Raw genomic sequence first — 22,521 nt, 5'->3', positions numbered from 1 at the left:
TGAAGATGACCAAGCGAGCGGGCTTCTACCGCGAGACCGGCGGTCTGGACGCCGCGGTAGGCGACGCGCCGTCCCTGCGAGCTGCTGTGCGCAGCAGCGGGCCCTCGGACGAGGACCGCATCCTCGCCTATCTGGAATCGGCTCGGGAGATCTACAGCACGATGGGCGCTCGGCGCGACGCCCTCACCGACGACGAGTGGATCGTGGGCTCCGAATCCCTGCTGACCGACGGCACCTGGATCTGGCCGATCGACCTCATTCACTACGTGCGCCGTCACCACGTTGCCCTCCCCCAGGAACTCCTGGACCACATCCGGGCCAACAACTACACGGTGCCTGTCGTGCCCGACGAACAGGCCAGGCGCATCTTCCAGGAGGAGTTCCCGGACCACGCCCCCGCTACGGCCCCGTCCAAGGCCGCGGGCTTCTTCACCTGGTACGTGCCGAAGCTGGACAGCGCGGGTGCCCATCAGCTCCTCGCGCACCTGGGGAACGCCGGGCTCTCCGCCGTGCATCCGCTGACCAATGCCCTCTTCGGGTTCCGTGAGACGCCGGTCGGACACCGTGAGCCGCTGATGGGTGATGGCGCGGCCCTGGCCGCCGCCTTGGCCGACGATCGATACTCGAAGGCTGAGTTCACTTGCTGGAAGGGCTACGACCAGTCCCTGACCGGCATCGTGCGACGCACGGACGAGACGACACAGAGCATCACGCTGCGCCTCACCGACGTCCCCGTGCCCGACCGCGAGGAAGCGGTCGCGGCACTGGTGCGCACGCTCGACCAGGATGCGGCCGACTGCCGTGGGTTCGTCATCGACCGAGCCGGCGTTTCGGCCTCCCAGGACTGGGACCGCATCCTCGTGGGCACCGGAGGGCACTTCACCGTGTGGCCCGACACCGTCGGCATCCTCCGGGACCGCGTGGGCAACCACCCCGAGCTGGCCGACAGCAAGCCGACTGCTTACGGCCCACTCGACGTCTTCCACCGCGCGTGACCGCCCTGCCGGCCCCGCACTGGTCCCACGGTCATGGGTGGTCCGTCCTTGCGGCCACGAGTTCCGCCAGGGCGGGCCGGGCTACCACGGATTCCCGCACGACTGCGTGTCATGGGCGCTGTCCCGGAGGCCGTCGGCTCCGCAGGGTCGGGTCACGGGAGGCGGCGGTACGGGAACGTGGCGGCCGGTCGGGAGCGACGGGTCAACGGGTGAAGGTGACCCGGTGCTCCTTCAGGGCGCTGCAGTTGGAGTTGTTCACCTGTACGTACACGTTGCTGATGTTGCCGCCCCAGGTGACGCAGTGACCTTTGCCGTAGACGTAGGTCGGCCCCGCGTACGACGAGTACTGCCCGAAGTCGTCGCTGTTCTGCTCGTTGTCGGGGACGTAGATCCATGCGGACATGTCCAGGACGGTGCCGGGGTTGCTTCGGATGGTCGTGACGCAGTTCTTGCCGTTCGCGGAGTTGTACGTCAGGTAGACGGTGCCCAGCGAGCCGACGGCCGCCGAGTTCACGGTCTTGTAGCCGCTTCCGCAGACCTTCTGCGGAGTGGTGTCGGCCGCGGCGGAGGCCGGCGCTGCCAGAGCTGTCATGGTCCCGAGCGACAGGGCCGCTAACGCGGAGGCAACCAGGACGGAACGGTTCGATACCACTTTTCCCCCTTGTGGTCTTTGGCGGTGATTGCTTCGTCTCGTATGACCCGTGAGGCATTCGCATGGTTGTACCGCGTTCGCAAGAGATGTGAGGTCAAGAGCGACCGGGTCTCGTGCGGGGAGGCAAGGGCTTCCAGATCCTCGCCTACGATCTGACCAGCAAGTGCGTACAAGCGGCGGCGGAAGCCGCCAGACGGGGAGCGTGACAGGTAATGGCTCAGCCGCCGCTGCTCCGCGATGTCATCGACATCAAGGAGTCCATCTCCACCTCGGACTTCGTGCTGTCCCTCGCCGAGGCGACGACGCCCGAGGGCGCCGAGCACGCGCTCAAGGACTACGTCGTCACCGAGCGGCTGCTGGAGAACTTCGACGAGGCGCTGAAGCTCATCAAGTCCTCTCTCGACGGGCACCGCTCCAAAGCGGCCTACCTGCACGGATCGTTCGGTTCCGGTAAGTCGCACTTCATGGCCGTGCTGTACGCGCTGCTCAGCGGCAACCCGGCCGCCCGCGCCCGTACCGAGTTCGACCCGGTGCTGACCAGGCACGAGTGGCTGACCACGGACGGCAAGAAGTTCCTGCTCGTGCCGTACCACATGCTCGGTGCGAAGGCCCTGGAACAGCGGGTGCTCGGCGGGTACGTCACACACGTCAAGAAGCTGCACCCTCAGGCCCCGACCCCGCAGGTGTACCGGACCGACTCCCTCTTCGACGACATCCGGGCCAACCGCGCCACCTACGGTGACGAGGCGGTCATCCGGGGTCTGGGCGGCGGCGACGCGGACGACGGCGAGGAGGACGAGTGGGGCGAGGGCTTCGCCTGGACTCCGCAGCTCCTGGACACCGCACTCGCCGCCGAGGAGAACCACGAGGCGGGCGTCCTGCTCAACCTCCGTACCCCCTCCACCCCCGCCGAGCTGCGCGCGAAACTCGTCAACGACGCCGGCACGAACCTCTTCCCCGGCTTCGCCAGGAACGCCGCCGAGGACGAGCACGGCTTCATCTCCCTGGACGCCGGTCTGTCCGTCATCGCCGAGCACGCCAAGTCGCTCGGCTACGACGGCCTGATCCTCTTCATGGACGAGCTGATCCTCTGGCTCGCCACCCTCATCCACGACCAGAAGTTCGTCGCCCGCGAGGCCAGCAAGATCACGAACTTCGTCGAGGGTGGCGACGCCCGCCGTGCCATCCCCGTCGTGTCCTTCATCGCCCGCCAGCGTGACCTGCGCGAACTGGTCGGTGAAGAGGTCTCCGGTGCCGCGGAGTCGTCCATCCAGGACACTCTGAACCTTGCCTCCGGCCGGTTCGACAAGATCACCCTGGAGGACCGTAACCTCCCGCAGATCGCCCACGCCCGTCTCCTCAAGGCGAAGGACCCCGAGGCGGAACGCCTCGTCGACGCGGCCTTCGAGCAGACCAGGCGGGTGGGTCCGCAGGTCTGGGACACCCTCCTCGGCTCGGAGAAGGGTACGACCGGCGCCGACGCGGAGTCGTTCCGGCTGACGTACCCGTTCTCGCCGGCGTTCATGGACACCCTCGTCCACATCTCGTCCGCGCTGCAGCGTTCCCGTACCGGTCTGAAGCTCATGGGCCAGCTCCTCGCCGACCACCGCAACGAGATCCGTCTCGGACAGCTCATCCCCATCGGTGACCTCTATCCGGTGATCGCGGAGGGCGGCGACAAGCCGTTCACCGACAGCCTGAAGGTCGTCTTCGAGGCCGCCGACAAGCTCTACAAGACAAAGCTGCGGCCATACCTGCTCAGCTCGTACGACATCACCGAGGACGACGTCGAGCAGTACGTCAACCGGCCCGAGGCCATCACCGACCCACAGCGCGCCAACCGCTGCCGCATGTTCGCCGGCGACAACCGGCTCGTCTGCACGCTCCTGCTGTCCGCGCTCGCTCCCAGCGTGCCCGCCCTGTCCGAGCTGACCATCCGGCGGCTCGGAGCGCTCAACCACGGGTCGGTCCTCGCGCCCATCCCGGGCGCCGAGGTCGGCATCATCAAGAACAAGGTCGCCGAGTGGGCGGCCAGGTTCCCCGAGATCAAGGAGACCGGCACCGACGCCAACCCCGGCGTACGGCTGGAGCTGTCCGGCGTCGACGTGGACTCCGTCATCGCCAACGCCCAGGTCAACGACAATCCTGGCAACCGTGTCGCGCTCGCCCGGCGCCTGCTGTCGGAGGAGCTGGGCGTCGAGCACGGCCAGTTGAGCGACCAGCTCAGCTTCACCTGGCGCGGCACCGCCCGCACCGCCGAGATCGTCTTCGGCAACGTCGCCGACGAGGACGAGCTGCCCGACCACGACCTGATGCCGCAAGAGGAGGGCCGCTGGCGCATCGCCATAGACCTCCCCTTCGACGAGGGTGAATGGGGTCCCGTCGAGGACGTCAACCGCATCCGGCGGCTGCGCGAGCGCCAGCAGGGTGAGCGGTCCCGTACCGTCGCCTGGCTGCCCGCGCATCTGTCCGCGCAGCGCTTCGCCGACTTCCGGCGCCTCGTCGTCATCGACAAGGCCCTCGCCGACGAGCACCGCTTCGACACCCAGTACGCCGGTCACCTCAACGCCGACAACCGCAGCCGCGCCAAGGGCCTCCTCGAAACGCAGCGCGAGGCCCTGCTCAAGCAGGTCAAGGGCGCCTTCAAGCAGGCTTACGGGCTCGCCCAGAAGCAGGCCGCCGACGTCGTGCCCGACTTCGACGACCACCTCGTCCCGGTCCCGGACGTGGACGGGCTCACCCTGTCCTTCGGGCAGAGCCTGCACGACGGCATCCGGCACGTCGCGGGCAAGCTGCTCGCCCACCAGTACCCGGCGCACCCGGACCTCGACCCCGACGCCACCGGCATCGCGGTCAAGCCCACCGACACGAAGAAGGTCTTCGCGCACGTCCGGGCCGCCGCCGAGGCTCGCGACGGGCGGGTGGAGGTCCCGGCCGCCGATCGCAAGCTCATGCAGCGGATCGCCGGGCCCCTGCGGCTCGGGCAGCAGAAGGAGGCCTACTTCGAGCTGTCCCGCTACTGGGCCGACCACTTCCGCCGGCTCGCCAGCGCCCAGGGCGTCACGGGGGACCTGTCCCTGATCACGCTGACCGACTGGACCGACAAGCCCGACCCGCGTGGCCTGCCCGACTTCCTCGCCCGGCTCGTCGTCGCCGCCTTCGCCGAGATGGACGACCGGGTGTGGGTGCGCGGCGGCACCGTACTCGACCCCGCGCCCGAACTGTCCGCGATCAAGGACCACGACGCGCTGCGCAGCCAGCCGCTGCCCGCCGAGTCCGACTGGGACACGGCGCGGCAGCGCTTCGAGACGGTGTTCGGGCAGAAGGCGCCCGCCCTGCGGCGCGGCCGTATGGTCAACCAGTTCGCCCGCCAGATCATCGAGTCCGCCCGCGCCCACCGGGACCACGCGGCCGACCTGGTGCACCAGTTGGAGGCCCACGCCTCCTTCCTCGGGCTCGACCAGACCGCCGACACCGGACGGCTCGCCCTCGCCCGCCGCTCCCTGCAACTGCTGGACGCGCTCACGGCCGAAGCCGGCAAGGGCGCGGCCGGGGCGAAGAAGACCGTGGAGGCCCTCGCCTCCTTCGATCTGGGCGAGACCAGCGCCGACCGGTACGGGACCTCCGTCAAGCAGGCCCGCAGCGTCGCGGAGGCCGTCGCCTCCGCGCCCTGGAGCACCCTCGAACTCGCCGCCGGACTGGGTCCCGAGGGCGCGGCGCTGCTCGACTCGCTGCGCAACGTGGCCCGCGACGACCAGCGCACCGCGGACCTGCGCGAGGCCCTGACCCGCACCCAACGCGAGGTCGTGGCCCTGGTCAAGCGCAGCCAGGCCGCCGCCACCCCGCCCCCCGCACCCATCACGCCTCGGACCTCCACGGCTGACGGCCAGTCCCTGGACACGCCGACCAGCGACCCGCGGATCCCGTACACCCCGCAGGAGACGCCGCCCACGAGCAGCGGCCTCGCGGGGAAGTCGGGCCGCCGCAGCACGACCGCGGCGCGGGCCGCCGCCGATCTGCAGTCGGAGCTGTCCGAGCTGGCCGCCCGCCACCCCGACGCGACCATCGAGATCACCTGGAAGGTCGTCGAATGACGGACACCGTCGCTGTCGCCCCCGGCGCCGTCCGGCTGAACACCGCGACCGTCACCCAGTACCTGTCCTCGCAGTCCTCCCTCGCCGACTCTCTCGCGGGAGACGGCGGGGGCAGGCGCCGGGTCGTGCTGCTGCGGTCCGCACCCCGGTGGGACGGCCCCGCCGCACCAGCCTGGGGCGAGGGCCGGACCGCCGGTATCGCGGTGGCGCCATCACCGCTCGCCGTCCACGAACTCGTTCTCGACCATCTCGCGGGTCGGCGCCCCGGCCCGGCCGTGCTGGTCGTCCTCACCGACCGCGAGCAGAACGAACTCGATCCGGCGATCCTCGCCCGAGTCCACAAACTGCGCATCGACACCGTCGACAGCTGGGACGTGGTCCGTGAGGCGTTCGGCGCCCGGCAGATCGACCCGCGGCTCAAGGACGTCAACTGGGCCGCCGAACCCCTGCTCGACGCCACCCCGCCCGGCGGCTGGCCGCCCGTGCCCGGCGGCTGGCTGTCCAAGCAGTACGCCCTCACCGCGCTCGCCCAGCGCCGACTGCGCCTCGGTCGCTACGACACCGAGGGCGGCCCGTCGCGCCTGGGCGACGACCGGCTCGACGCGCAGACCCTGCTGCACTGGTCGACCCGGCCCGGCGCACCTGAACGTCTGCTGGGCCTGCGCGGCCTCGAGCGCGCCGGATTGACCGCCTTCCTCGGTGAGGAGGACCAGGCCGGTCTCGCCGGACGACCCCTGCTCGCCCTCGTCGACGCCGAACGCGGCGCGGACGCAGCCGCCTTCGGCCTCGTATGCGCGGCACTGTGGCAGCACGCCGAGCCCGCCCCCGGGACGTACCAGGCGCGGGGCCGCGCCGAACGTTACTTCGGTGACCAGCCCCCGGCCATCGGCGAACAGCTCGACACCCTGGTGACCGTCTTCGGCCGGTCCGCCGAGGAGTACGTGACCACGCTGCTGACAGTCGGGCACCGCAGCGGCGGCGCCGACGCCGACCAGGCCCGCGAGGCACGCCGCACCACCGGCATCGTGCTCGACCGGGCGGCCGTGCTGGCCCGCCAGTTCGGCGCGGAAGCGGCCGTCGCGGCGAGCCCTGTCTTGCGCGGCGGACTCGACGCCCGGTTCACGGCCGTCGGCCATGCCCTGACGGCAGGCGACACGGCCACGGTGGCGGAGGCCGTACGGCGCCTGGCGGACCACCGGCTTGCCACCGACCCGGAGCAGTCCGCCCGCATCGAACGCGCCCGCATGGGACAGCGCCTCGCCCGCTGGCTGGCCACCGACCCGTCCACCGAAGCGCCCACCGTCGCCGACGTCATACAGCGGCACGTCGCCGAGACCGGCTGGGTAGACCTCGCCCTGGAGCACATCGAAGCCGGCGGCGACCCGGACCCCGTCATGAAGGCCGCGTACGACACCATCGGCACACGCGTCAGGGACCGGCGGCGGCAGATCGACGCGTCCTTCGCCCGTTCACTGGCCGCCTGGACCGAGTCCGGCACCCAGCCCGGCGGCATGCTCACCGTCGAGACCTTCCTCGACCGCGTGGTCGGACCGGTCGTCCGGCGCGAAGAGGAACGGCGGGTGCTGCTGCTCGTGATCGACGGCATGAGCGCGGCCATAGCGAACGAGCTCGGCGAGGAACTGCGCCGCTCCTGGGCGGAGTTCGACCCGCTGCCCGAGGGTGCCCCGCTCCGGCGGGCAATGGCCGCCGCCCTGCCCACCGTGACGGCCGTGTCCCGCACCTCGCTCTTCGCGGGCACCCTGATGAAGGGCACCCAAGCCGACGAGAAGCGGCTCTTCCCCACCCTGAAGCTGTGGGGTGGGACACCGGCCGCCGTGTTCCACAAGGACGACCTGCGCACCGAGACGGCGGGCGACACTTTCGGCCCGGCGCTGACGGAGGCGCTCAACGACGGTCGGACCCATGTCGCCGTCGTCCTCAACGCCATCGACGACCGGCTCGCCAAAGAACAGAAGCTGGGCGACGGGGCCTGGCGGGTCGATGAGGTGCCTGGCCTTCGCGAGCTGTTGGGAGTCGCGGCGACCCAGGGCATGGCCGTCATCATCACCAGCGACCACGGCCACGTCATCGACCGGCACGGTACGAAGGTCGAAGCCGCCGCGGATCCGGCGTCCGCCCGGCACCGCCTGCCCGGCAGCGGTCCGCTGGCCGAGGGGGAGATCGCGTTGTCCGGACCGAGGGTGGTGTGGCCCGAGTCGGGCGCGTCCGTCGTCGCGCTGTGGGACGCCGACTCCCGCTACACCGCCCTCAAGGCCGGTTATCACGGCGGTGCATCCCTGGCCGAGTTCACCATTCCGGTGCTGGCCTTCCTGCGATTCGGATCCGAGCCGCCGAAGGGGTGGCGGGAGCTGGGCGACCAGAGGCCCACCTGGTGGGCGCCCGAGGAGGCCGGCAGGCCGCTCCCGGAAGAGCATGCGGCTCAGGCGGCCGTCGCTGCCGCGAAGAAGTCGCCTGGGAAGTCCCGGAAGAAGCAGCCCGAGCCCGGCACGTTGCCCGACGCGCTCTTCGACGTGGGGCCGACGGCCGGGGGAGACGAGGCCCTGCCCACCCCGACGCCCGTCTCCCGGACCGAGGCGCTCGTGACAGCGCTGCTCGACTCGGAGACGTATCAGGGGCAGCTCGGCGGTCTGGCCCGCAAGCCTCAGCAGGAACAGGTCCACAAGGCCCTCGCCGCCCTGCTCGACGCGGGCGGCACCCTGCCCGTGACTGCGCTCGCCCAGCGCGCGGGCATGCCCACCACCCGGGGCGACGGCTTCGCCGCGGTCCTGCGGCAGCTCCTCAACTACGACGGCGTCCAGGTGCTGGAGACCCTGCCCGACGGGCGCACCCTGCGGCTGCATGAGGCGCTGTTGCGGGAGCAGTTCGCCCTCAAGGCCGGCTGACGGCGTTCGGGGTGCCTCCGGCGTTCGACCGGAGGCACCCCGAACGCTGGACTGAGTTCAAAGAAGCGGGCCGGGGGCGGCCCAGTCGAGGGCCGCCCCCGCACGTGCTACGAGTCGCGCCTGACGTGCTTGAGCACGTTCATGCCCGCGGAGAGGACGGCCATGAACGCGGCACCGCTGGTCGTCAGAGTCGCCAACGGGCTCGCGTGGAGCGTCATCGTCACCACAGCAGTGCCGAGAGAAACCACTCCGGACGAGAGAGTGATGATGGTGATGTCACGCGCCGGGTGGTTACACACCTGCTGGGTCGAGTGGACCGACACCGTTCCTCCATGAAGATACTCGCTTGCTGCAAATGGGCACGCCTGACCGAGGTCAGTCATGTCTCATCTCCAGCGCTGCGCGTACGGGCCCTACGGAGCCCGCAACCAGCTGGTCGCTGGTAGGTACGCGTGCAGCGAGTAAGACAAAGAAGCCTCCGAGAATGGAGAGACAGGAGCACGCGTAGAGTATCCCCAAGATGCCTTCAGGGCAACCGAATTGGTCCTCACGCCACGAACTCCCGCAACACCTTGGCGAAGGTCGTCAGCTCGTCGAGCAACTCCTGCGGCAACGGCTTCTCGTCGAAGTGGGCGATGCGGTTGCGGATGTCCTTCACCCGTTTCAGCCGGCCGATGAACTGCTGCCGCGGCATGCTGGGCCACTTCAGGGCTTCCCAGTTGGCGTCTGCGCGCTCCGCAAACGACTGCTTCGTCTGGTCGCCGTCCAGCAGCTTCAGATAGTCGCCGAACATCAGGTCCGACACCTGGCCGCTGCGGTGGTCGGGCTTCTTGTTCGTCTGGACCGCCTTGATCGCTTCCTGGTCCAGCGCCGCGCCCAGGCAGCGGCGCAGCAGCGACTCGATCTCGCCGACGATGAAGAAGGGCCGTGCCGCGCCCTCGAAGCGGTCGGTGATGTCCGCGGCGGTGACGATGCCCGACAGGCAGCCGTCGTCGCCGCGGACCAGCAGATAGCCGTGCTCACGGATGACCGGGAGGGCCGAGAAGAACTCCTGGCGGGCATCGGCGAGGGGCAGGGAGTCCTTCTCCATCGCGTTGTCCAGGGTCGGCGGCTTGCCCGCTTCGTACATCTTGGCGACGGAACCCCAGGTGACCACGCCGTGAACCTGGGCCATGCCGGTCGTCACCGGGATCTGCGAGACACCCTCGGTCTTCATGAGGAACGTAGCTTGCGCCAGGGGTGTGCCAGGACCGACGGACACCAGGCCGCGCCGCGCCGACGGAATGTCGCCGAGCAGGAGACGTTGCGGAAGGGCGTGCGAGGGCAGTGCTTCCTCTTCCTCCTCGTCGTCCGGGGTGGCCGGTGTCGCCTGCGCGGGGACAGCGGCGAGCGGTACCACGTCGACGTTGCTGCGCAGCCCGCAGACCGCGAAGTCGGGCAGCGTCGTCAGGCCGGCGTCCGTCAGGGCCTGGGAGATCAGGTGTACCGACCGGTGGTCGCGGACCCGCACCTGGAACAGGTCGAGGATGTCCTGCACGGGCACGGTCCTGCCCTTGAGCGAGGCGAGGTCCCGCTCGCTCGGCCTGGTGGTCATCGGGCGTCGCCCTCCGGGAGGTCACGCAGCATGGTCTTCTTGCCCATGGCGTCGTGCACCAGGTCCTGCAACTGCTTGGAACGGTCGTTGTAGAAGCGCTCGTAGTCGTTGTCGCGCAACGCCTCCGGATCGATCAAATGGGTGGCGAGCACGTCGTCGAACCACTCGGGCCGCATGTCGGAGGCGGCGACCATCGTGGACAGGTAGGAGGCCGGCGGTCCCGTCATGTCCATCGCGGCACGGTAGGACAGCGGGGTCTTGTTCACGATCGAGTTCGTCGGCAGGCCCTGGCTGTTGCCCCGTTTGAGCCATGCCTTGTGGAAGATCTGCCGCAGGTCCACGCTGTACTCGTCCAGGCGCCCGGGGTTGAGTGGGGCGTCGGTGAAGTGCCAGTCGACCGCGCCCTGTTTGATCAGCAGGGCGTAGATCCCCTTGTAGGCGGCGCTGTTGCGGGTGGTGAGGCTGTCGAGGCGGTCGGCGAAGAAGAACGCGTCGGTGACCGTGTCGGGTGCCCGGTCGTTCTGCCTGATCCAGGGCACGAGTTGTTCGACGTCCCGGGTGAAGCGGGTCTCCGTGGACCCGCCATACATCTCCCCGAGCACCCCGCACCAGTACCACTGCTCGATCCTCTGCTCCGCCCCCAGACCGTCCGCGGCGGTGTCGAGAATGGCGCGGACGGCCGCGAGCGGCACGAGCTGCGTCTTGTACGGCAGGTCACCCGGGCGGACGATGCACTGCCGTTCCAGGAAATCACCCACCCACGCGAAGGCATCGGTGAGCTTCGGCGCCAGGCGGATGAAGTCGGCCAGTGGGAGGTCCAGAAGGTCCCGTCGCTTGCACGACACCGTCGTACCGACACCCTGCTGCTTCCGCTCCCAGGTGCGCACCAGCGCGATGGCCTGCAGGAAGTCGATGCTGCTCAGCCCGTTCTCGATACCGCTCTCCAGGCGGCCGAAAACCGGGTACTTGCTCGCCAGCCCCTGCTTGATCTCCCCCCACACCTGGGGGAGCTGGTAGTAATCCCCGGTCCGTTCCACGTACTCGCGGTCCCCGGCGTAGGTCGCGGTGAGCAACTCGAAGACGTTCAGGGGAACGCCGCCGGTGTTGACGCGCTCGAACACCGCGCAGACGGCGTCCATGGAGGTGGAGGCGGCCAGCCGGATCATCGGCACCTGGAAGGCCCGGACCTGCTGCAGGACCAGCTCGTCGAACTGGCCCCACAGGTCCCAGTTCCGCTCTTCGTCCGCCTTGATGTATGCCCTCTTCCACTGGTTGACGCGCTGGGCGTCGAAGACCAGGTGCAGGGGGAAGAGGCCGGCCGCGCACTCGTTGTCCGTGGTGCTCAGGTCCAGCACCACCGTGCGGTTGAAGTCCGTGCGGAGCACCTTGTCCACCGGGACGGAGAGGATCGCCTCGTCGCGGTCCGCGGGCGGTCCGACGGCCTTCGCGATGTCGACGTAGTACCACCGCTCGATGGGCTTTCCCCGGGCGTCCGCCGTCTCCACGGGGGCGTCCAGCCAGAGGGCTTGGAAGAGGGAGGTGAGGCGCTGCTGTCCGTCCAGCAGCAGGAGCTCGGCTGAAGGATCCCCGTCCGGACGCGCCCCGGTGAGCGTCCGGGAACGGAACCGGGTGGCGCCGCCGGTCTGCAGAGTCATCACCACGCCGAGGGGATAGTCCAGCGTCACGGTCGCGATGATCGCCCGGATACGGTCGTCGTCCCACTTCCAGTTCCGCTGGAAGTCGGGCAGCTGTAACGCGCCCGAAGCGACGTCGGCCAGTACGTCCTTCAGTTTCACATTGTCGAGCGCCGCCATGCGACCTCACTCCCCACCCTGTGCGCCTTTACGGAGAGTGATTCCAGCAGCGCCTTCCGGTGACCGTCAACCGATTCGCCGAAGTCCGACGGTCCGAGGTGGATCATTCCTTCGCCTCAGGACGGCTGAACGCTCACCGCTCCTTTTTCCGGCGGCCAGGGGAGAAATGGAAGACTGGTGCACGTGAGTACCACCGGATCCCCACGCCTCGCCCAGGTGAGCGCCGCCCGCCGCCGGACCGTCATCGACGCGCTGCGGCGCGGTGCCGTGCCCGAGAGCGGACTCGACCTGCTGGCCACCGGACTCGACCGGTTCGAGGCGGCCCTCGACGCGGAACTGGACGCTGTGGCGTCCGGGGGATCCGTCTTCAAGGCCGTACGCGGTGAGTACGGGTCCGGCAAGACGTTCTTCACCCGCTGGCTGGGAGAGCGGGCCAAGCGCCGCAACTTCGCCGTGGCCGAGATCCAGATCTCGGAGAACGAGACCCCGCTGCACAAACTGGAGACGGTTTACCGGAGGCTGACCGAGCGTCTCACCACCTCCAGCTTCCCGCCCAGCGCCCTGCGGCCCGTCGTCGACGCCTGGTTCTACGCCCTTGAGGAGGACGCCCTCGCGGCCGGCGCGACCGAGGACGAGCTGCCCGGCGAGGTGGAGAAGCTGCTCGTCGCGCGGCTCGCCGAGGTGTCCCGGCACGCCCCGTCCTTCGCCACCGCCCTGCGCGGCTACCGGGCCGCCCTCGCCGAGGGTGACGAGGCGACCGCCGCGGCCGTCCTGGCGTGGCTCGGCGGCCAGCCGCACGTCGCGGCCTCCGCCCGCAGGTCCGCCGGGGTGCGCGGCGACCTCGACCACTTCGGGGCGCTCGGGTTTCTGCAGGGACTTCTCACCGTGCTGCGCGACTCAGGGCACACCGGGCTCTTCGTCGTCCTCGACGAGGTGGAGACGCTGCAACGGGTCCGGTCGGACGCGCGCGACAAGGCACTGAACGCGTTGCGGCAGCTCATCGACGAGGTGCACTCCGGCCGCTTCCCCGGGCTGTACCTCGTGATCACCGGTACGCCCGCCTTCTACGACGGGCAGCAGGGCGTGCAGCGTCTGGCCCCGCTCGCCCAGCGGCTCGCCACCGACTTCACCACCGACCCGCGCTTCGACAACCCGCGCGCCGTGCAGATCCGCCTTCCCGGCTTCGACCAGGAGTCGCTGGTCGGCCTCGGCGTCACCATCCGCGAGCTGTACGCCGAAGCCGCCGCATCGCCCGAGCGCGTGAGGACGGTCGTCGACGACGCGTATGTCGCCGACCTCGCGCGAGCCGTCGGCGGGGCGCTGGGCGGGAAGGTGGGGGTGGCGCCCCGGCTGTTCCTGAAGAAGCTCGTCGGAGACGTGCTCGACCGTGTGGACCAGTTCGAGGACTTCGACCCTCGGCGGCACTACCGGCTGACGGTCGCGAGCAGCGAACTCACGGATGTGGAACGGAACCTCGCCGCCACGGTGTCCGGCGGTGGATCCGCTTCGGCCGACGACATCGACGTGGAGCTGTGATGGCGGACGCGGGGAACGCGGCCGAGACAGCACCGGGAGAGGAAGGAGCTGACGTACTCGACCGGCTCGACCCCGTCGTCCTGCACCACATCGTCAACACCCTCGGCTGGCCCGACCTGCGCCCCCTCCAACGGGCAGCTGTCACGCCGCTCATGGACGGACTGGACGCCGTACTGCTGGCACCGACGGCGGGCGGAAAGACCGAGGCGGCCTGCTTCCCCCTGCTGTCGGCGATGACCGAGCAGCGTTGGACCGGAACTTCGGTGCTGTACCTGTGTCCGCTCAAGGCCCTCCTGAACAACCTGGTGAGCCGCGTCGACACGTACGCCCAGTGGCTTGGGCGGCGCGCGGCACTCTGGCACGGCGACACCAAGGAGTCGCAGCGGCAGCGCATCCGCACCGAGTCGCCGGACGTCCTGCTGACCACTCCCGAATCGCTCGAAGCGATGCTGATCGGCGTCAAGACCGATCACGCGCGGCTGCTGGGAAGCGTACGGGCCGTCGTCGTCGACGAGGTGCACGCCTTCGCGGGCGACGACCGCGGCTGGCACCTGCTCGCCGTGCTCGAACGGCTGGAAAGGGTCAGCGGCCGGCCCATCCAGCGGATCGGGCTCTCGGCCACCGTGGGCAACCCTGATCAGCTGCTGCACTGGTTGCAGGGCGCGGGCGCCGGAAAGCGGGCCGGGCAGGTGGTCGCTCCTGGAGTACAACTGCCGTCCGCGTCCGACGCGGCCGGGCGATCGGAGAAGGCCGCCGCCGAGCCACTGGCCAGGCCTGCCGGCGAAGTGGAACTCGACTACGTGGGCTCCCTGGACAACGCGGCCAAGCTCATCGCAGCCCTGCACCGGGGTGAGAAGCGGCTCGTGTTCTGCGATTCGCGCCGTCAGGTCGAGGAACTGGGGGCCGCGCTCCGGGCACGCGACGTCACTGTCTTCCTGTCCCACGCATCCCTGTCCGTCGACGAACGCACCCGCTCCGAGCAGGCCTTCGCCGAGGCCCGCGACTGCGTCATCGTGTCCACCTCCACCCTCGAACTCGGCATCGACGTCGGTGACCTGGACCGTGTCATCCAGATCGACTCACCGGCCTCCGTGGCGTCGTTCCTGCAACGGATCGGCCGTACCGGCCGGCGCTCCGGTAGCGTGCGCAACTGTCTCTTCCTCACCACCCGAAAGGACACGCTGCTTCAGGCAGCGGGCCTGCTGCTGCTGTGGTCGCGCGGCTGGGTCGAACCGGTCCTGCCACCGCCCGAGCCACGCCATCTGGTGGCCCAGCAGCTGCTCGCCGTCACCCTGCAGCAGCACAAGCTCGGCGATCAGCTTTGGGACCGGCAGTGGAACGGCCTCGCGCCCTTCGACAAGTCCGCCGCGCCCGTCCTGCGCTTCCTCACCGAGGAGGGCTTCCTGGACAGCGACGACGGCATGCTGTTCGTCGGACCGGAGGCGGAACGCCGTTTCGGCAAGCGCCACTTCATCGAACTCACCGCATCCTTCACCGCACCGCCCCAGTTCACCGTCCTGTCCGGGCGCACGGAGATCGGCCGTACCGATCCGAGCGTGCTCACCGAGGAACGCCCCGGCCCCAGGAGGCTGCTGCTCGGCGGACGCAGTTGGCAGGTCACCTACATCGACTGGGTGCGCAAACGCGTCTTCGTCGAACCGGTCGACGGCGGCGGGATCGCCAAGTGGATGAACGGCGGGATCGCCGGACTGTCGTACGCCCTGACGCGTGCCATGCGCGAGGTGCTGCTGGGCGCGGACCCACCCGTCTCCCTCACCCGGCGTGCCAAGGCCTGCCTGGTCGAGCAGCGCGAGACCGACGCGCCCGACACCGTGCATCCGGGCGGCACATTGGTGACGCGCGTCGGCGGGGACGTGCGCTGGTGGACCTGGGCCGGCTACCGCGCCAACTCCACCCTCGCCGCCACACTGCAATCGGTCAGCGACCCCCTGCAACGCCCCGGCGACTGCTGGGTCCGCCTGCGCGAGGACCTCACCCCGGAGGCCTGGCGCCAGGCGCGCGAGAACGTCGGTGATGTCCTCGTCCTCCCGGACGTGGACCGGCGGGCCGTACGCGGCCTCAAGTTCTCGGCCGCCCTGCCCGAACGCCTCGCCATCGCCACGGTCGCGGCCCGACTGGCGGACTTCGGCGGCGCCGGTGCGGTCCTGCGCGAACCGGTGCGCCTCCAGCACGGTTACTGACCGCCCGGGCCGGTCGAGGTTGCACCAGGCCAAGCGTCTGTGGCTCGCGGAGATCGATGCCGCCGAGTTGCTCTTCCGACACGAGGCACCGTAGGCGCGATTCCACGCTGTGTCGAGCCGGTACTGCACCAGGGTGATGCTGGTCCGGAACACGGCCGAAGAACGGGTCCCGGACGAGGATGACGTCGAGCTGGCGGCCCCGGAAGCGGTCGGTAGTGTCCACAGCAATCGCTGTCAGAGTGCGGCCGGCGAGCCGGTTCCCAAGGGCCACCCAAGACGTTTCCGCTGGTGGGTAAGCTACTCGGCTTCAAGTGTGGTGGTTTCCTGCACTACCATCGGCGGATCATCGTGAGCCGGTCCATGGGGAGTGAGCCGGGTCTGCACGGGAGGAGGGGGGACTCTTCGATGACGACCGAGCCGCTTGCCATGGGCAATGTGGAGGATCTGCGACGCGCGGAGATGGAGCGTCGGGCGCAGCGGCGCCAGGCACGAGAGAACGGTACCGCCGCGCCGCTCCGTGCCCGGCGACGTTCGCCGGGCAGTGACACTCAAGCCGCGTCAACGAGTGTTCCTACAGCGGAGGGCGTGGCTGCTCAGCCGTTCCAGTTGCCCCTACGCGTGGCCCAGGTTCTTGGACGGGTCGCCGATGAACTGGGCGAGAGCTCTGCGGCTGTCGAGGGCCTGTCGCAGCGGGCGGCCACGGCAGCCGATCCGCTGCGTGCCGTGGCAGCAGAAGCGGTCGAGCTGCTGGGCAGGATGACTGCCCTGCCCGCTCTGGGGTGTCTACTTGACCTGGCGGCCGGCGGACTGCCCGTCCTCGTCGAGGACGACCGGGTGCGTGCCGAGGCGATTCGCTCCGGCCGAGTACCCGCGCCGCAGACCGCACCGGAAGCCGTCGACGCCTGGCAGCTGCACCTGGAGGCTCTTGAGGCCCAGGGCAGGGCAGTGCTCTCGACGGCCTCCTGGCAGCGGCTCGTCGAACGGCTTCCGCTGCCCGTCGTCGACGACCTGATCGACCAGGGTGGCCTCCGCGTGAACGACGCGCCGCACATCTGGCCGGAGCAGACGGAACGCGTCCGGTACGTGCGAGCGCGCCTCGACCCCGGGCGTCTCGACGACGACGACGTCGAGGCTCTCGACTGGCAGGACGAGGAATGCCGCCGTGCCTTGGCGGCAGGCGGCACGGTCCAACCCGTCGACGGACGGCACGACGAGTGGAGCCTGCGCTCGGCACTGCTCAGCGGTGACATCTCCGTACTGGACACCATCCGATCGGCCGAGTGCGAGGAACTGCCCCGCGACCTCGCCGACCTGGTGTTGTCCCTGCAGCGCATCCGCCGGGGCGGAGGAGTGGACAACCGCCTGGGCCACGATCGTTCGTTGTTCGGGCTGCTGGAGGACTGCCTTCCCGGCGGGCGTCTCGTATCAGGAGGTACGGCCTTTCATCACTGGGCCGGCACCCGACGTCTGTACCGGCTCCTCGACGACATGCACTGGGCCATGGCCTGCGAACCGCAGGAAACGGAACGCGTGGTGCGGGCGATCCTGCAACAGGCCGCGGCCTTGCGGAATCCCGAATCCCGAGGAACAGCCGGCGCTGCCGACCGGGAGGCACGGGCGGTGCAGGCGTACTTGGCCTACCTGTACGCGCGTCCAGGCGAGCGCGATCGGCTCGATCAGGGAGTAGGCCTTCTCGAAGAGATCCTCAAGCGTGGTGGGAGACGGCGGGGTGGAGTGGACGGGGAGCCGCGGCGACGGATGCGCGCGCTCAGCGAACTGCTCCAGGCCTTGCGGTTCAAAGGCAAGCCGCACGACGTCCTCAACCCCTACTTCGCTCTCTGTGTCGAACACGGCTCGAGCGAGTGGGGACAGGGCTGGCGAGACCTGCGCCGGCAAGTACCGCCGGAGCAGCTCGAGTACATCAACGGCGCCAAGGACCGCATCCGGCGGATCGAGACGGCGCGACGGCTGGGCGATGACGGGGAGGCGCTCTACGAACTGCCCCTGAACGAGGAGTTCCTGTGGGTGCCCGATGTGCGGGGCGAACTGCTCCACCCCGCGCCACGCCCCCTGGCCCGCCGTACCCCTCCGAGTACCGAGCAGGAAAAGTCCTGGACCGCCGACCAGGCGGCACAGGAGATCATCGGCCGCTGTGCCGCGAGACTGAGGATCGACCACTGATGCCCCCGAAGAAGAAGTCCCAGAGGCCCGCAGCCGAGCCCCGGCGCATTCCGGAGTTCGAGGGGGTGCGTCCCAAACCCGTCAAGAGCGGCACGCGACGCGTCCGACCGGACGACGGGGAACGACGGGTCACCCGCAACGAAGACACCGCTTCGGGGGCGAAGCCGACGGTACGCACGCGAGGCCGGGACCAGAACGAACGCGTGGAAGACCGGTCGGCCGCAACCGCCGGCGCGGAGCCACTGCTGGACCCCCGGTCGGACCCCGAGGTGATGTTCCGACTCCTCAGCGAGAAGATCGCGACAAAGGTGGACCGGGCGGCGATGAAGGCAGGCGCCAGCGCCGCCCAGGAGGTCAGCCGGAGACTCACGGCCGAACTCGACGCAGCGATCGCGGGAGCGCAGGCGACCGCCGGGAAGATGGGAACCCTCGTGCAACAGGCGGTGCAGGCCGCGGTGGATGAGGCGCTGCGTACGGCCGTACTCAACGCCACGCGCGTGCACGAGGAGCATCTGGCCCAACTGGCCCTGATCGACCGCACGGCCCAGACGGCGAGGCACATCAGCGCTGTCAGACTGCGTGTGGAGGAGGAGATGCGCCGTTCGGGCCTGACTCGCGTCACGGAGCCGGACCCGGACTGCTTCAACCTGGTCAACCCGACGGAGCACGCCGGGAGCGTCAGCTACGAGGTGCTTGCTCCTGCTTACACGGACAGCCGCTCAGGCCGCGTCATTCAACGGGGTGAGATGAGGCGCGTACCCGCCGACACCGTCGCGGGCTCCGCGGGAGGTGACAAGGAATGACCTTTGGTATCGACTTCGGTACCAGCAACTCCGTCGTCGCGCGCTGGACGGGCAGCGGCACCGACGTGATCCGGGTCGACTCCGCCGCCTTGCCGGCGGAATGGAACCGGCCCGGCTTCGACGAACTGTTCCCGTCGGTGGTCTCCCTGCGGGACATCCAGCGCACGCTGTGCTTCGGCTGGTCCGCCAAGTGCGAGACGGCTGAGCCGCAGGACGCGGTCAAACGGATGCTCGCCTCGCGGCCGCGAGCCATGGACGAGGGCGAAACCGCACCTGCCGGCACTGTGCCGGAGGAGCACGAGGTCTGGCTCGGCGACGAACCCTTCCGCAGCACCGCTGTGGCCGCCGCCCTCTTCGATCAGATGCGGTCCGGAGTGCGCCGGAACCTGCGGGAGATGGACGAGGCTGTCGTCACGGTGCCGGCGAACGCAACCGGAGCCGCGCGCTACCGGACCAGGGCTGCGGCACGCCTCGCGGGCATCAAGGTGAAGGCACTCATCAACGAACCGACAGCCGCAGCCATCAGCTACGCCCACGACTTCCCCGGCGAAGGCAGATTCCTTGTCTTCGACTGGGGTGGCGGCACGATCGACGTCACCGTGCTCGAGCATTACGACGGCATCTTCGACGAGATGGCGTCGCGCGGCATCACCGCGCTCGGCGGCCTTGAGTTCGACGAGGAACTCGTGAAGCTGGTGCTGTCCAAACTGGGCAGCCACCCGGGCAGACTCACCCGGCAGGAAGCCCGCCGCTGGAGACGGCACGTCGAGCTGACGAAGATCGTGCTGTCTCAGCCGGGGACGGAAGAGGTGCTCTTCGAGCCTCTGGGCGGCTTCGCACCGGTGGTGATCAACCGGCAGGAGTTCGAGGAAGCCGTGCAGCCCTTGGTGCGCCGCGCCCTGATTCCCCTGGAGGAGTGCCTGGAGGACGTGGGCCTCACCGCGGATGACCTGGACGCCGTGCTGATGATCGGTGGCACTTCCCAGATCCCGCTCGTACGGAGTGAAGTCGAACGGGCCCTGGGCAGAGAGGTGGTCGACCCCCGGCTTTGCAAGCCGATGACGGCGGTTGCCAGGGGCGCTGCCATCACGGCGGCCGAGATCGACGGACTCATTCCGGAGACGACGATCTCGGTGGCAACCAGTCACGATCTCGGTCTGTCCTTCGAGGCGGGCGGACGGCGCGGCTTCGCCACCTTGATCCCCAGGTACTCGACCCTGCCCGCACGAGGGACCCGAAGCGCCATGCCCGCCGTCCGCGGAGCCTCGAAGGTGATTCTGGAGATCGTCGAGGGAGACGGACAGCGAGCCGCGGATGACGAACGGACGTTTCCGTTGGCCCGGCTCGAACTGCCGGTACCGCAGCCCAATGCCGAGCCCTCAAGCAATGTGTTCGACGTCGATTACCATTACGACCGCAGCGGCATCCTCAAGATCCACGCCAAGTCCCGTCACGCCAACACCGTCATCCTCGACGAGGAACTGGACTGCTTCGGCCCTGACGGCACGCCCATCGCGCAAGGACTCGACAGAGAGTTGGAGCGACTCCTACGGCGCATCGAGGAGCCCGCGGTGCCACCAGCCGCCTCGACGCCCGCTCACACCGAGACGCCACCGGTCTCCGAGACAAGCAAGCAGGAGGAGCCCGGAGGTGGCGACACGCCCGTACTCGTCGTCGACGGCCGCGGCATCATGACCGCCGGACGCACGCCCGCCTCCCCGCGTCCTCCGAGCATGCGGTTGCTGGGTTCAGCACTGGCGGAGATCAGACGTCGCTTCAACGACCGGCACGTAGTGACCGTCATCGGGACCGACCTGGTCGACGCCGTCGAGTACGACGAGCAATCCGTCCTCGACAAGGCGATCGAGGAAGGACTGGTCGTGACCGTTCCGTCTTCCTCGCCCCAGGCCGTTCTGAGCGTGGCGCAACAGCTTGACGCCATGGTCGTCTCCATGGACGACCTGACTCGCCTCCGCGCCCCGTACCCGTGGGTGACGCAGAGGGGGCGTTTCGTGAAACTGGCCAAAGTCGAACGGAGCTGGGTCTTCGTGTAGCCCGGATGTGAAGGACATACAGCGGGGCGGTCAGTGCGACGATGTGACGATTTCCGGGTTGCTGCGGCGGCCGGTGCGTACCACTCCCGCCCGACCGCTGAACGGGCATCGGTGCCATCCGTATCTCCCCAGCGTGGGAGGATCCCTCACCATGAGCGCGTCCCCGGCCGTACGGAGTCTGCGTGCGGCGGTGTTCGCCGCGGTGTGTGTGCTGCTGGCTGCCGCCGGGCACGGGCTCGCCATGGGGCACATGCCGCCCGTGCGGATCGACGCCGCCGGGTTCCTCGGCGTGTTCGCGCTCGGCTGGCTGCTCGGTGGACGGGAGCGGACCCTGTCCGGGATCGGTGTGGCCATGCTCGCCACCCAGGCGGGGCTGCACTTCGCCTTCGAAGCGGGCCATCCGGCGGCTCCGATGTCCGGGCGGGCCATGGCCGCCACGCACGGCCACGCCATGGCCGCCACGCACGGCCACGCCATGGCCGCCATGCCCGGTCCGCACGCGGTGACCGAGCACGCCACCGCCGCCCACGTCCTCGCGGCCCTCGTCGCGTCCTGGTGGCTGAGGCGCGGCGAGGCCGCGCTGTTCTCGCTGCTGCGCCGGGCGGCCGCCGCCCTGGTCCCCCGTTTCGCGGCCTGGTGGTGGGACGCACGCCTGCCCGCCCTCCCCGACGGACCCCTGCGTGCCCCGGTCGACCCCGGCGCGCCCCGTCTGCTGCCGCTGCGGCACGCGGTGCACCGTCGCGGGCCCCCGGCCCGGATCCCGTACCCGATCCGACCCCGACACTTCACCGTACGTACGGAGATCCACTCTTCCATGCCCACGAACAAGTCCAGGAACGCGCGTCGCGCCGGTCTCGTCACCCTTCTCGCGGCCACCGGCGTCCTCGCCGCGGCGGGCGCCGCCTCCGCGCACGTCACCGTCCACCCCGAGAGCTACGCCAAGGGAGCCACGGACGGGGTGCTGACCTTCCGCGTGCCCAACGAGGAGAACAGCGCCGCCACCACCAAGGTGCAGGTCTACCTGCCCACCGACCACCCGGTCCTCGGCGTGCTCGTCTCCCCGCGGGACGGCTGGAGCGCCAAGGTGACCACCACCAAGCTCAAGAAGCCGGTGAAGACCGACGACGGCACCATCACCGAGGCCGCCTCCCTGGTCACCTTCACCGGCGGGAAGATCACCGCCGGGCACTACGAGGACTTCGACATCGCCTTCGGGCAACTTCCCGACGACACGGACGAGCTGACCTTCAAGACGCTGCAGACGTACTCCGACGGCAAGACGGTCCGCTGGATCGAGCAGCCCGCGGAGGGCGACGACGAGCCGGAGGACCCGGCGCCGACGCTGAAGCTCACCGCCAAGGCCGCGGCGGACGGCGAGAGCGGTGACGGCGCCGCGACGAGCTCGCCCACCGGCCTCACGAGTCCCGGCAGCACCAAGTCGGTCACCGCCTCCGGCAGCGACTCGACCGCGCGTGGCCTCGGTGTCGCGGGTCTGATCGTCGGCGTGCTCGGCCTGGCGGCGGCGGCCTTCGCCCTCGTGCGGGGACGGTCCGCACGCTCGTAGGGCCGGACAGGGAGAGGGCCCCGGACCAGTCGCTGGATGCTGTTGGTTAATCCGGGGCCTGGCGTGACGTCGGCCTTCAAGACCTGGTTGTGGTCTTGAAGGCCGACGTTGTCGTATGGGGTGGGTGCGG

At 69.7% G+C, this 22,521-nt stretch carries 12 protein-coding genes; 9 read left to right on the top strand and 3 right to left on the bottom strand.

Annotated elements, in window-relative coordinates; all coding sequences use genetic code 11:
• Positions 1-5 precede the first annotated feature (5 nt).
• Positions 6-995: a hypothetical protein gene (locus tag ACWC21_RS32220; RefSeq protein ID WP_450886963.1), complete on the top strand. Its 990-nt coding sequence runs from the start codon at positions 6-8 to the stop codon at positions 993-995.
• Between the two features lie 202 nt (positions 996-1,197).
• Here ACWC21_RS32220 and ACWC21_RS32215 read toward each other — a convergent pair whose 3' ends face one another.
• Positions 1,198-1,587, bottom strand: coding sequence for a spore-associated protein (locus ACWC21_RS32215; protein ID WP_450886962.1), 390 nt, complete (start codon positions 1,585-1,587; stop codon positions 1,198-1,200).
• Positions 1,588-1,859: 272 nt separating this feature from the next.
• Between ACWC21_RS32215 and pglY the strand changes: the two genes are divergently transcribed.
• Positions 1,860-5,741 (top strand): BREX-2 system ATPase PglY, encoded by a 3,882-nt coding sequence (pglY, locus tag ACWC21_RS32210; protein WP_450886961.1) that lies wholly within the window; start codon positions 1,860-1,862, stop codon positions 5,739-5,741.
• Positions 5,738-8,644: a BREX-2 system phosphatase PglZ gene (gene pglZ / locus ACWC21_RS32205; protein WP_450886959.1), complete on the top strand. Its 2,907-nt coding sequence runs from the start codon at positions 5,738-5,740 to the stop codon at positions 8,642-8,644. The genes pglY and pglZ overlap by 4 nt, the downstream gene beginning before the upstream one ends.
• 547 nt (positions 8,645-9,191) lie before the next feature.
• Here pglZ and ACWC21_RS32200 read toward each other — a convergent pair.
• Together ACWC21_RS32200 and ACWC21_RS32195 are read right to left on the bottom strand one after the other, a co-directional pair.
• Complete coding sequence (locus tag ACWC21_RS32200; RefSeq protein ID WP_450886957.1) at positions 9,192-10,238, bottom strand: CBS domain-containing protein; 1,047 nt, start codon at positions 10,236-10,238, stop codon at positions 9,192-9,194.
• On the bottom strand, positions 10,235-12,052 hold the full coding sequence (locus ACWC21_RS32195) for a GmrSD restriction endonuclease domain-containing protein (RefSeq protein ID WP_450886955.1): 1,818 nt from the start codon (positions 12,050-12,052) through the stop codon (positions 10,235-10,237). Before ACWC21_RS32195 ends, ACWC21_RS32200 begins: the two co-directional genes overlap by 4 nt.
• A gap of 183 nt (positions 12,053-12,235) precedes the next feature.
• Between ACWC21_RS32195 and brxD the strand changes: the two genes are divergently transcribed.
• The 6 genes from brxD to ACWC21_RS32165 all read left to right on the top strand — a co-directional run bounded on the left by brxD (position 12,236) and on the right by ACWC21_RS32165 (position 22,391).
• Positions 12,236-13,588 (top strand): BREX system ATP-binding protein BrxD, encoded by a 1,353-nt coding sequence (gene brxD, locus ACWC21_RS32190; protein WP_450886953.1) that lies wholly within the window; start codon positions 12,236-12,238, stop codon positions 13,586-13,588.
• Complete coding sequence (locus ACWC21_RS32185; RefSeq protein ID WP_450886952.1) at positions 13,588-15,789, top strand: DEAD/DEAH box helicase; 2,202 nt, start codon at positions 13,588-13,590, stop codon at positions 15,787-15,789. The genes brxD and ACWC21_RS32185 overlap by 1 nt, the downstream gene beginning before the upstream one ends.
• Positions 15,790-16,374: 585 nt before the next feature.
• Positions 16,375-17,970: a hypothetical protein gene (locus ACWC21_RS32180; protein WP_450886951.1), complete on the top strand. Its 1,596-nt coding sequence runs from the start codon at positions 16,375-16,377 to the stop codon at positions 17,968-17,970.
• Complete coding sequence (locus tag ACWC21_RS32175) at positions 17,970-18,773, top strand: hypothetical protein (RefSeq protein WP_450886950.1); 804 nt, start codon at positions 17,970-17,972, stop codon at positions 18,771-18,773. The genes ACWC21_RS32180 and ACWC21_RS32175 overlap by 1 nt, the downstream gene beginning before the upstream one ends.
• Positions 18,770-20,827: an Hsp70 family protein gene (locus tag ACWC21_RS32170; protein ID WP_450886948.1), complete on the top strand. Its 2,058-nt coding sequence runs from the start codon at positions 18,770-18,772 to the stop codon at positions 20,825-20,827. The genes ACWC21_RS32175 and ACWC21_RS32170 overlap by 4 nt, the downstream gene beginning before the upstream one ends.
• 814 nt (positions 20,828-21,641) lie before the next feature.
• Positions 21,642-22,391, top strand: a complete 750-nt coding sequence (locus tag ACWC21_RS32165; protein ID WP_450887041.1) for a YcnI family copper-binding membrane protein — start codon at positions 21,642-21,644, stop codon at positions 22,389-22,391.
• Positions 22,392-22,521 lie beyond the last annotated feature (130 nt).

The organism is Streptomyces sp. NPDC001348, assembly GCF_053597535.1.
The sequence above is the reverse complement of the archived record's forward strand: the minus strand, read 5'-3'. Positions and strand labels throughout refer to the sequence as shown.

Coding starts and splice junctions, on each gene's coding strand:
- ACWC21_RS32220 (WP_450886963.1), top strand. CDS start 6: ATGACCAAGCGAGCGGGCTTCTACCGCGAGACCGGCGGTCTGGACGCC.
- ACWC21_RS32215 (WP_450886962.1), bottom strand. CDS start 1,587: ATGACAGCTCTGGCAGCGCCGGCCTCCGCCGCGGCCGACACCACTCCG.
- pglY (WP_450886961.1), top strand. CDS start 1,860: ATGGCTCAGCCGCCGCTGCTCCGCGATGTCATCGACATCAAGGAGTCC.
- pglZ (WP_450886959.1), top strand. CDS start 5,738: ATGACGGACACCGTCGCTGTCGCCCCCGGCGCCGTCCGGCTGAACACC.
- ACWC21_RS32200 (WP_450886957.1), bottom strand. CDS start 10,238: ATGACCACCAGGCCGAGCGAGCGGGACCTCGCCTCGCTCAAGGGCAGG.
- ACWC21_RS32195 (WP_450886955.1), bottom strand. CDS start 12,052: ATGGCGGCGCTCGACAATGTGAAACTGAAGGACGTACTGGCCGACGTC.
- ACWC21_RS32185 (WP_450886952.1), top strand. CDS start 13,588: ATGGCGGACGCGGGGAACGCGGCCGAGACAGCACCGGGAGAGGAAGGA.
- ACWC21_RS32175 (WP_450886950.1), top strand. CDS start 17,970: ATGCCCCCGAAGAAGAAGTCCCAGAGGCCCGCAGCCGAGCCCCGGCGC.
- ACWC21_RS32170 (WP_450886948.1), top strand. CDS start 18,770: ATGACCTTTGGTATCGACTTCGGTACCAGCAACTCCGTCGTCGCGCGC.
- ACWC21_RS32165 (WP_450887041.1), top strand. CDS start 21,642: ATGCCCACGAACAAGTCCAGGAACGCGCGTCGCGCCGGTCTCGTCACC.